This is a genomic window from Streptomyces amritsarensis (assembly GCF_001953875.1).
Lineage (GTDB): Bacteria > Actinomycetota > Actinomycetes > Streptomycetales > Streptomycetaceae > Streptomyces > Streptomyces amritsarensis.
On the sequence record NZ_MQUR01000161.1, the window covers coordinates 1 to 9,988 of the forward strand.

Annotated in this window: 9 protein-coding genes; 1 reads left to right on the forward strand and 8 read right to left on the reverse strand. The window is 72.7% G+C overall.

Annotation, left to right across the window (positions count from 1 at the left end; translation table 11 throughout):
- Positions 1-162 precede the first annotated feature (162 nt).
- The 5 genes from AVW11_RS34560 to AVW11_RS34580 all read right to left on the reverse strand — a co-directional run bounded on the left by AVW11_RS34560 (position 163) and on the right by AVW11_RS34580 (position 5,779).
- Positions 163-1,347 (reverse strand): GTP-binding protein, encoded by a 1,185-nt coding sequence (locus AVW11_RS34560; RefSeq protein WP_030843776.1) that lies wholly within the window; start codon positions 1,345-1,347, stop codon positions 163-165.
- 4 nt (positions 1,348-1,351) lie between these two features.
- A complete protein-coding gene (gene rpmF / locus AVW11_RS34565; protein ID WP_030843773.1) occupies positions 1,352-1,522 on the reverse strand; it encodes a 50S ribosomal protein L32 in 171 nt (56 codons plus the stop codon).
- A gap of 142 nt (positions 1,523-1,664) precedes the next feature.
- Positions 1,665-2,873: a PP2C family protein-serine/threonine phosphatase gene (locus AVW11_RS34570; protein WP_240528337.1), complete on the reverse strand. Its 1,209-nt coding sequence runs from the start codon at positions 2,871-2,873 to the stop codon at positions 1,665-1,667.
- A 233-nt stretch (positions 2,874-3,106) separates the two neighbouring features.
- On the reverse strand, positions 3,107-4,651 hold the full coding sequence (locus AVW11_RS34575) for an FAD-dependent oxidoreductase (RefSeq protein WP_076046998.1): 1,545 nt from the start codon (positions 4,649-4,651) through the stop codon (positions 3,107-3,109).
- A 156-nt stretch (positions 4,652-4,807) separates the two neighbouring features.
- On the reverse strand, positions 4,808-5,779 hold the full coding sequence (locus AVW11_RS34580; RefSeq protein WP_060177452.1) for a 1-phosphofructokinase family hexose kinase: 972 nt from the start codon (positions 5,777-5,779) through the stop codon (positions 4,808-4,810).
- A gap of 307 nt (positions 5,780-6,086) precedes the next feature.
- Here AVW11_RS34580 and AVW11_RS34585 point away from each other — a divergent pair, with 307 nt between their 5' ends.
- Positions 6,087-7,163, forward strand: a complete 1,077-nt coding sequence (locus AVW11_RS34585) for a zinc-dependent alcohol dehydrogenase family protein (RefSeq protein ID WP_076046999.1) — start codon at positions 6,087-6,089, stop codon at positions 7,161-7,163.
- A 110-nt stretch (positions 7,164-7,273) separates the two neighbouring features.
- On the opposite strand, the gene AVW11_RS34590 is transcribed toward AVW11_RS34585, so the two are convergent.
- From AVW11_RS34590 to AVW11_RS34600, 3 genes are all read right to left on the reverse strand, one after another.
- Entirely contained in the window at positions 7,274-7,990 is a 717-nt protein-coding gene (locus AVW11_RS34590; RefSeq protein ID WP_234362175.1) for a peptidoglycan recognition protein family protein, read from the reverse strand.
- Between the two features lie 177 nt (positions 7,991-8,167).
- Positions 8,168-8,704 (reverse strand): DM13 domain-containing protein, encoded by a 537-nt coding sequence (locus tag AVW11_RS34595; RefSeq protein WP_060177595.1) that lies wholly within the window; start codon positions 8,702-8,704, stop codon positions 8,168-8,170.
- A gap of 272 nt (positions 8,705-8,976) precedes the next feature.
- Positions 8,977-9,921: a hypothetical protein gene (locus AVW11_RS34600; RefSeq protein WP_076047000.1), complete on the reverse strand. Its 945-nt coding sequence runs from the start codon at positions 9,919-9,921 to the stop codon at positions 8,977-8,979.
- Between the last annotated feature and the right edge of the window lie 67 nt (positions 9,922-9,988).

Sequence of the window (9,988 nt, forward strand, 5' to 3'; positions counted from 1 at the left end):
AAGGGCTGTCCCGTAATCCCCGGCGGGCGCACGACGACAGCTACGGCACCTCGCTGCGTTGTCGGAACGCCCGAATACGCCCAGTATGAGGACGCTCCTCCGCCTTGCGATGCGCCGCATCTGACGCCGTGCGCCGATCCACCGGGGATTACGGGACCGCCCTTAGGCGGCCGAGCTCACGGCCTGCCCGTGTTCGTGCTCGCAGGCGTCGTCGATCCCGTACGTCTCCCAGTCCGGGAAGTCGTCCACGGCGGGCACGGCTTCGCCCGGGCCGAGCAGGCAGGCGTCGAGGGCCGCCCGCAGCGCGTCGGCGCGCAGGCCCGTGCCGATGAAGACGAGCTCCTGGCCCTGCGCGGTGTCCGGTCCGAGGGCGCCCGAGGGCTCGAAGCGGGCCACCGCGCCGGCCTGCGACCACAGGCCGGTCACGCGGGGGCGGCTGGCGAGCCGGAAGAAGCCCTTGGAGCGCAGGATCTGACCGAAGGTGCCGCTGTCGAGGCCCTTGGTGACGAAGGTCCACAGTCGGCCGGGGTGGAAGGGGAGGTCGGCGCGGAAGACGAGCGAGGAGATTCCGTACTCCTCGGTCTCCGGGACGTGGTCGCCGTTGAGTTCCTTGACCCAGCCCGGGGCCTGCTGAGCGCGCTCGACGTCGAACAGGCCGGTGCCGAGGACCTGTTCGAGGGCCACCTGCCCGCGGACGGTGGGCACGATCCTCGCCTCGGGGTTCAGCCGCGACAGGGTGGCGCGCAGCCGGGCGACTTCGGCCGGTCCGACCAGGTCCAGCTTGTTGAGGACGATGACGTCGGCGAACTCGATCTGGTCCATGAGCAGGTCGCTGACGGTGCGTTCGTCGTCCTCGTACTGGTCGAGTCCGCGTGCGGTGAGCTCGTCGCCGCCGGCGAGTTCCGGCAGGAAGTTCGCCGCGTCCACGACGGTGACCATGGTGTCGAGGCGGGCGATGTCGCCGAGGGTGGCGCCGTCGTCGCGCGGGAAGGAGAACGTGGCCGCCACCGGCATCGGCTCGGAGATGCCGCTGGACTCGATGAGGAGGTGGTCGAAGCGCCCCTCACGGGCCAGCCGGTCGACCTCCTCCAACAGATCGTCGCGCAGGGTGCAGCAGATGCACCCGTTGGTCATCTCGACCAGCCGCTCCTCGGTGCGCGAGAGTGCCGCCTCGCCGCCGCGGACGAGAGCGGCGTCGATGTTGACCTCGCTCATGTCGTTGACGATGACGGCGACGCGTAGTCCGTCGCGGTTGCCGAGCACGTGGTTGAGCAGGGTGGTCTTGCCGGCTCCGAGGAATCCGGACAGGACGGTGACCGGGAGCGGAGTGTCGGCCGGGCGTGCCATCGGCTCAGCCCTCGGGGTGCAGCAGGCCGCGTTCGTACGCCTTCACCAGTCGCTGGGGGACCTGGTGGACGGAGCCGTCGACCGTGATCGGGACGAGCTGCGGCGTCGTCGCCTTCCACTGGGCCCGGCGGTGACGGGTGTTGCTGCGGGACATCTTCCGCTTCGGGACGGCCATCGGGATCTCCTGTGAGGTGTCGAAGTGCTCGGCGCGAGCCTATATGAAAATGACGACCGTTTTCAATTTCGGGTGCGCCGTCCGCCGCTGCGCGTGGCAGGGGCGGAGCTGTCGGCCTCCTGGGGTGCTCCGGTCGCGCGGATCAGCGGGTGGGGTGCCATTCGGTCAGGAGGATGGTCGCGTCGTCGCGCAGGCGGTGCTCCTGGTGGGCGAGGAGGTTCCCGGCCAGTCGGCGCAGCGCTTCCGGGGCGTTGTGCCCCGACGCGAGGGAGCGGATCACGGTGTCGGTGAGGCGGTCCTCGCCGTACAGGTCGCCGTCGGGGGAGCGGGCCTCGGTCACGCCGTCGCTGTGGACCAGTACGCGGTCGCCGGGCTGGAGGCGTGCGTGGTGCCGGGTGGGTGGCTCCTGGGCGTGGAACCCGAGGCCGAGCGGGAGTTCGGCGGTGCGTTCGAGTGCTCGTGGCAGGACATGGCCGTCGCGGATGAGGAGCGGCGGCGGGTGGCCGCAGTTGATCCACACGAAGTCGCCGGTGCGGGTGTCCAGTTCGGCGATGACCCCGGTCATGAGCCGGTCGGGGATCCATCGGGCCAGGGTGCGGTCGATGGTGGAGGCGATGTCGGGGAGGGCGGCGCCGGAACGGCGTGTGGAACGGCAGGCGGCGATGGCGGCGGCGCTTGCTCCGCCCGAGGCCAGATCGTGGCCCATCGCGTCCACCATCGTCAGATGCAGGGTGCCGTCGATGAAGGTGTGGTCGAAGGCGTCGCCGCCGACGTCGTAGGCCGGTTCCAGCATCGCGGTGGAGGTGGCGCGGGTCGTGCCGATGGTCCGCGGTGGCAGGAACGCCCACAGCAGCTCCGCTTGCAGGCTCATCGGGTTCGTCCGCTGGTGTCGGACGATGAGGTCGTTGTGCGAGGACTGGGACACCACCAGCAACGTCGCCAGACTCGCCAGCGCGCGACCGGCCTGCATCCGGTTCGGGGCCCGGCCGGACGAGGAGACCTGCATGACGCCGATCCGTTCGATGCCGTCGACCATGGGGAACCAGGCGGTGTCCCTGTCCCTGCTCTGCTGGACCCGCTGGGTGCGGTAGGCCAAGCCCGCCAGGGAGCCCTCGACGTCGACAGCGGCCGCCGCGTGCCCGCCCTGTCCCCCCGGCTGGGGGAGCGGATTGAGCCGGCTCTGCTGCAGGTCGACCAGGTACAGCCGGGTCTCCCCGATGCCCAGGCGGCCGGCCGCCTCGGCGATCAGCCCGGCGATGTCCATCGATGATGCCTCGTGGGAGCGGTCCAGCACCCACGCCAGCACCGGCCCCAGCTCGTCCCCGCCGACGCTCACCACGGGCGTCCGCACTCGTCGCAGACCATCGGACGTATCTCCCTCCGAGACGCAAACCCAGGGGGCCATCTTGGACAAGGAGCACCGAGTCGGCCTGACCGACACGGGGATGGTGCCGCTCCCGCAGCGATCCGCCCGGCGCCGCGGCCGACCCGCGGAGGCGTCACGCCACCCGCCGGCGGATCCGCCGGTGCGGCGGCGGGGAAGGGGCACGCCGGCGGGGAAGGGGCGCGCGCAGGCCAGGCCGGTCAGAGGTCCGTCGTGTCCCGGCGTTCCAAGGGACTCAGGGCCGGCCCCTGGAGGACTTCGCCGCCGATGCCGAAGCGAGAGCCGTGGCAGGGGCATTCCCAGGTCCGCTCGGCGTTGTTGAAGGCCACCAGGCACCCGAGGTGCGTGCAGACGGCCGATACGGCGTGCAGTTCGCCCTGGTCGTCGCGGTGCACGGCGCAGGGCCTGCCGTCGGCGCGGACCACCGTGCCCTCACCGGGCCGCAGGTCCTCGACCGGGCCGTTGGTGCCGTCGCCGAGCGTGTCCAGGCGGTCCTTGACGAAGTGCTTCCCCACGTCCCACTGGGCCTTCAGGTACGTCGGGGCCGACCGTACGGGCGAGCCGACGCGGCCGGGGTCGTAGAGCCCGCCCCACGGGTCCTCGTCGCCCCGGACGAGGGAGGAGATGATCGTGCCCGCCAGGACTCCGCCCGTCATGCCCCAGCCGGCGAAGCCGGTGGCCACGTAGACGTTGTCGCCCTTGGTGGGCAGGCGGCCGATGAGGGGCAGCGTGTCCGTGGAGCTGTTGTCCTGCGCTGCCCAGCGGTGGGTGGTCGAGAATCCGGGGAAGTGCTGCTCGGCCCAGTCCTGGAGGCGGGCGTACCCGGCCTCGGTGTCCTCGCCGGTGCCGGGCGTGAACGCTTCCCCGGTGACGACGAGGAGCCGGTCGCCGTCCGCCAGGGGCGAGGTGCGCACGGAGCGCTTGCCGTTCTCCTCGGTGATGTACAGGCCCCCGGGGTCCTGCCGGGCGGGCACCGGGCCCGCGATCACCAGGTCGCGGTGCTGCGTGAGCCTGGTGGAGAGCAGCGCGTCGTCGAACACGGGGTGGTGGGTGGCGACGACCACGTGCCCGGCGGTCACGGTGGCGCCGGTGCCGGTGGTGAGCCGGCCGGGATCGCCGTCTTCGAGCTGCGTCACGCGGGTGTTCTCATGGAGCCGGCCGCCGCGCGCGACGATGTCCTCGACCAGCCCGGCCAGATACCGGAGCGGATGGAACTGGGCCTGCTCCTCGACCCTGACCGCGCCGGCCACCGGGAAGGGCAGCCCCGTCTCGGTGACGAACGACGCGTCCAGGCCTGCCGCCCGCGCCGCGTCGGCCTCGGCACGCAGGGCCTCGCAGCCCTCGGCCTCCTCGCAGTAGGTGAAGGCCGGGCGCCTTTCCAGCTCGCAGTCCACGCCCAGCTCTCGGGACACGTCGACGACATGGCGCAGGGCCTCGCTCTGGGATGCGGCGTACTGCCGCGCGGCCTCGTCCCCGTGCTTGCTCCGCAGGGTGTCGTACACGGCGGTGTGCAGGGCGGTGAGCTTCCCGGTCGTGTGGCCGGTGACCCCGCCCGCCAGCCGGTCCGCTTCCAGCACGACGACGCGCAGTCCCGCGCGGGCGAGTTCCCACGCCGTGCTGAGGCCGACGATGCCGCTGCCGATGACCGCCACGTCTGCTTCGGCGGCCCCTGACAGCGGGGCGAAGGACGGCATTGCCGCCGTCCGCATCCAGTAGGACTCTCCGGTATCCGCACATCGGTTCATATCCGGCGGCTGCCCAGGAAACCCACCCTGATGCCACCGCGAAGCCCTACGGCCAGGTACCGGCGGCCACAGCCGCCGCCCGGTACCGCCGTCGACCTCGTCCGCCAGCAGCTCGTCGCCTCGCTCCGCCCGGCGGAGGAAGTCCGGCGGTCCGGCTCAGCCACTCGTCGTCTTCACCTGCGAGCGCAGGGCCAACGCCACGTCCACGTCGAAGGGTTCGGTGCTGGGGGTGAGCATCGCCGCGGCGGCTGTGGCCACCCCGAGAGCGCATGCGGCGACGGGATCCTCTCCGGCGGCCAGCTCTGCGGTGAGGGCGGCGACCATGCTGTCTCCGGCCCCGGCATCGCTCAGGGGTTCGCCGGGCAGCGGCGGGGTGTACAGCTCGGTGTGGCCGTGGCGGGTCGAGCACAGTGCGCCCAGTGCGCCGAGGGTGGTGACGGCGATCTCGGCGGACCCCGAGGTGAGCAGGTGCTCGTTGAGGGCCCGGGCCTCGTCGAATCCGCTGACCGCCCGGCCGGTCAGGCTCTCGGCCTCAGTCCGGTTGCACCTGAAGAGGAACACGCCCTCGGCGAGCGCCGCCCGGAGCGCCGGTCCGGAAGTGTCCAGGATCAGCCGGGATCCGGCTTCCCTCACGTGCCGGGCGACAGCCGCGTAGTAGTCGTCGGGCAGGCCGGGGGGCAGGCTGCCGCTGACCACGACGTACGGGCAGGCCCCGGCGAGGCGCTCCAGCAGCTCCAGGCACCGCCGGCCCTCGCGTTCGCGCAGGTGCGGCCCGGACGGCACGATGTGGTAGCTGCGGTGTGTGGCGGTCTCCACCAGTACGAGTGCCTCGCGGGTGTCGTCGTCTATGTCGACGGCGACGTGGTCGATGCCCTCCTCGTCCAGCAGCCGGTTGAGGCGCAGGCCGACTTCGCCGCCGGCGGTGTGGACGGCGGTGGCCCGCCCCCCGAACCGCACGATATGACGTGCGACATTGATCCCTCCGCCCCCCACGGCCACCGACCTGACCCGGGCACGGTTCTTGCCGATGCCCTGCAGGCGCTCGACTTCCCAGCACAGGTCGAGGGCGGGGTTCATCGTCAAGGTGACGACTGCCGGCCCCGTGTCCGGCGTCCCGGCCGTGCTCATCGCGGCACCTCCGGAGACGGACGCGCGGGGACGAAGGGTCCGTCCGGCTTCATCGGCCCGCCGGCCCGGTGCCGCGCTGGAAACGCCATCGCACTCACCTCCGTGGACAGCGACCCGTCTGCCCCCATTCCATGCTCGGACAGCCCGGCGTCACGTGCATGCCGGTCCCGGTCGCGGCGGTCGCACCGGGCCAGGGGAGACCCCACAGGTCCCCATGGTGGGGGCCGACCGGCCCAAGCGGGGCGGAGCCGCGCGGGCGCAGCCTGACGGTGACCCCACCCCCGCGCAGCACAGAGAGGCCGCAGTCATGAAGGCACTCGTCTTCCACGGTCCCGGGCAGACCTCCTGGCAGGACGTCCCGGACCCCGCGATCAGGGACGCCTCAGACGCGATCGTCCGGGTCGACGCCGTCACCATCTGCGGCACCGACCTGCACATCGTCAAAGGCGACGTCCCCGAAGTGGCCCCCGGCCGGATCCTTGGCCACGAGGCCGTCGGCACCGTCGTCGAAACCGGCGGCGACGTCCGTGGCGTCCGCCCCGGCGACCGGGTCCTGATCTCCTGCATCTCCGCCTGCGGCCGCTGCCGCTTCTGCCGCGAAGGCCGCTACGGCCAGTGCCGGGGCGGAGGCGGCTGGGTCCTCGGCCACACCATCGACGGCACCCAGGCCGAATACGTCCGCGTGCCCTTCGCCGACCTCTCCGTCCACCCGCTCCCCAGCGCCGTGAGCAGCCAGGACGCCGTGCTGCTCGCGGACATCTTCCCCACCGCGTACGAGGTCGGCGTCCTGAACGGCAATGTGCGCCCCGGCGACACGGTGGTCGTGGTCGGTGCCGGGCCCATCGGCCTGGCCGCCATCGCCACCGCACAGCTCTACAGCCCCGGGCGGATCATGGCCGTCGACCTCGCCGCGTCCCGGCTGGAGGCCGCCCGCGACCTCGGCGCCGATGCCACCGCCAGCGCGGACGAGGAGCCCGAGCGGCTGGTGGAGGACCTCACCGAGGGGCTCGGGGCGGACGTGGTCATCGAGGCGGTCGGCGTGCCCGAGGCGTTCGAGATGTGCACCCGCATGGTCCGTCCCGGCGGGCGGGTCGCCAACATCGGCGTCCACGGCAAGCCCGCCGCCCTGCACCTCGAAGACCTGTGGATCAAGGACATCACGATCACCACGGGCCTCGTCGACACCCACTCCACCCCGATGCTGCTGCGCATGATGGCCGCCGGCCGCCTCCCCGGCGCCGCGATGGTCACCCACCGCTTCGAGCCGGACCAGATGGAAGAGGCGTACGAGGTCTTCTCCCGCGCCGGCGACACCGGCGCCCTCAAGGTCGTCCTCTCCGGACCGCAGCACGACACCCTCGCCGTAGCGTCCGGGGAACGGTGAGCGCGCCGTGCACCCCTGCCGTCGCCACGGCGTACGACGAACTCGCGGTCCGCCACGAAGCGACCACGCTGGTCGCGGCCCTCGACGAGTGGCCGTGACCGGCACCTGCACTACGGGCCCTGACGCGGGTACCTCCCGCGGGCCGTGCTGAGGATCTCCCCGGTCTGGGCGGACCGGAGGGGCCCGGGGCAGGCGTGGCCGCCCCAGGCGCGGCCGCCCATGCTGTGGATGCCGAAGCCGCGGCCCCGGGGGGTGGAGGCGGGTTCGAGGGGCCAGCCGTGCTGGGCCATGCCCCAGGCGTAGATCAGCGCGACGGAGTCCACCTGCCGAGCGGTGAGCGGCCGGCTCGCGAAGCCCGAGGTCTCCACCGAGAGCCACGACGGGTTGCCGTCGCCCTGCGCCCAGGCCCGGTCGTAGGCGGAGACGTACTGTTCGATCTCCCCGGACTGCGAGACCCAGAAGTGCGCGGAGGACTGCACCGCCGGATCGCTGAAGTGGCCGTGGAGCGAGTTCTCGCCCTCCTGGACGTGCAGGACCAGGCCCCGCATCTCCCGGAGGCCGCCCGGAGTGAAGTTCACCGCCAGCGGCTTGCGGGTGGCGTCGGGCATCCACGCCTGCCCGGGTTCGCGGGGTGGCGCGGCGGATGGTTCCGCCCGGCCCTCGTCCGGTGCCGCCTCCGTTCGGGCGCCGGGCCCGGCCCCGGGCCCGGGCTTCCCGCCGAAGCCGACGACGCCGAAGGCGGTGGCGACGAGCCCGCTGCTGGTGCAGACCATTGCGGTGCGGCGCGACACCCACCGCGGCTTCGGCTTCGGTTTGCGGTGGGTCACGCGAGCGGCGCCCTGGCTGTGGCTCGTCGCGAGCGGAGCATCGGTGGGTCCTTTGCTGGGCTGATGTTCTCCAGCGGAATGCTTCCCGATCATTAGTATCGGAATGGGACCGGATGATGACCGTTTCGTGACAACCGGACGAGCACCTTCACCTCGTCCTGGCCGATGGCCGGCGCCTCAGGCCGAGGTGAGAGCCGCCGCGCCGAAGGAGACGTCGAAGCGGTCGCACCAGATGGTGACGCTGCTGTAGTCGGCCAGGTTCACGTCGGCCGGGATCTCGTAATTCTGGTCGCCCTTGTTGCCCTTGAGCTTGCCGAGGCTCACGTACTTGCCGTCGTCGAAGACGCGCCAGCCCGCCACGCCCTCCTTCACCGGCGCATCGGTCAACCAGACGCGCAGGTCGGGGCCGTTGCTGGTGTCGAGGTTCTCCAGGCGCAGGGTGCGGGATCCGTCGGCGAGGCGGATCAGCTTCGCCGTGCCCGTGGTGGAGTGCTCGTGGCTGATCAGCGTGCCCTGCGCCAGGGTCTGCGGGCCGGCGGCCGGGGCGCCGGACGCCGCGCCGCCCGCGGAGGCCGCTGCCGAGGGCTGCCGCGGGGCGGCCGCACCGGGCAGCGCCTCGCTGACGGTCTCGTCCCGCCACAGCTTCCACGGCTGGAACCAGTACGAGCCGACGCCCAGCACCACCACCGCCGCGATCAGCGCTCCGAGCCACATCCGGCCGCGCCGCTTCGTCTCCGCCACTGCATCCCCACTTCCTCACCGGTCCGCTCACCGGCCCGTTCGGCGCAATTCAACGCTGTGGAGGGCCGTGGTGCCATGCCCGGCCTGATGACGAAGTCCTTACGTCTCCTCCGGCGCCTCCCCAGCAGATCCGGTGGGTCCGGAGAACGTCCGGTGCGCGGGCCAGGGCGGCGGCGGTCAGGCCCGGGTCCGACTGGACGAGGAGGGCCACACGGACCGGACGGGCAGCACGCACGCCCCCGGGATCACGGATCCGGCGGACGCGAGGCGCCACCCAGCCCGCCGCGCACCGCCCCGCCGCGCACCGCCCCGGCGCGATCGGCGGGCGCCGGCGGGAGTGTCCGACGGACCAGGCGGAGGGCGGCCGAACGAGGAGGCTGCCAGACGCGCCGTTCGGCGTACGGCCAGGCGTAGACCGGGGCGCCGTCGCGGACGCAGCCGAGCAGGCCCGGCTCCGCGAGTTCGCCGGCGGACCACTCGTAGAGCTGTTGCAGGCGGGGGACGATCACCCCGAAATCGAGGAGGCGGCCGAACCCGATCTCCCTGTCCAGGTGGGCCTGCACCGTGCCGCGGAGCGGGTATTCGTCGGGGAGTACCCGCGACAACTGCAGGAAGATCCCGGTCATCCCGAGTCTCGGATCACCGAGGAACGGTGCGAGGGGACGCAGCGGGCCGAGCGAGATGCGGGGCGCCGCGACGAGGGCGTGCGCGTAGAGGACGCGGCAGAGGACGACGTTCAGGAAGAAGCGCTCCGTCTCGTTCTCCGCCTCCGCGAGGCCGCGGTTCTCGAGGTACGCGGCGACCACACTGCCGTTGTGCGCCCCGTACCAGGCCCGTGCGGTGGGGCGGTGGGCGAAGGACAGCCAGCGGTCGACGGCGGGTGAGGAAGCCGGACCGGGCAGCCCGCCGCTGAGGCCCACCGCCTCGCAGCCGTCCCGGAGGATGCGCTCGTTCACCGCACGCCACCAGGGACTGCCGGGCCGGTCGCCGGACGCGGGCCGCAGCACACCCCGCCGTACCTGCCAGCCCATGAACGACATCGCGGCCCGGCGGAACGGCAGGTGCCGGGGCGCCTTGCCGAACGGCCCGGAGTAGCAGCGCCTCATCAGTGCCGTCCGCCCGGCGGGGTCGTCGCGGACCCGCGCGACCTGCCGGGCCGCCCACACCGCGGCCGTGACGTCGGACGTCATGCCCACAGGATGCCACGCGGCCGGCCCGCGGCAGCGGACCGGATCGCGCCGGCCGCACCCGCACCCG

What these genes read in the sequence shown, in the direction of transcription:
- AVW11_RS34560 (WP_030843776.1), bottom strand. Translation starts at nt 1,347, where the DNA reads ATGGCACGCCCGGCCGACACTCCGCTCCCGGTCACCGTCCTGTCCGGA.
- rpmF (WP_030843773.1), bottom strand. Translation starts at nt 1,522, where the DNA reads ATGGCCGTCCCGAAGCGGAAGATGTCCCGCAGCAACACCCGTCACCGC.
- AVW11_RS34575 (WP_076046998.1), bottom strand. Translation starts at nt 4,651, where the DNA reads ATGAACCGATGTGCGGATACCGGAGAGTCCTACTGGATGCGGACGGCG.
- AVW11_RS34580 (WP_060177452.1), bottom strand. Translation starts at nt 5,779, where the DNA reads ATGAGCACGGCCGGGACGCCGGACACGGGGCCGGCAGTCGTCACCTTG.
- AVW11_RS34585 (WP_076046999.1), top strand. Translation starts at nt 6,087, where the DNA reads ATGAAGGCACTCGTCTTCCACGGTCCCGGGCAGACCTCCTGGCAGGAC.
- AVW11_RS34595 (WP_060177595.1), bottom strand. Translation starts at nt 8,704, where the DNA reads ATGTGGCTCGGAGCGCTGATCGCGGCGGTGGTGGTGCTGGGCGTCGGC.
- AVW11_RS34600 (WP_076047000.1), bottom strand. Translation starts at nt 9,921, where the DNA reads ATGACGTCCGACGTCACGGCCGCGGTGTGGGCGGCCCGGCAGGTCGCG.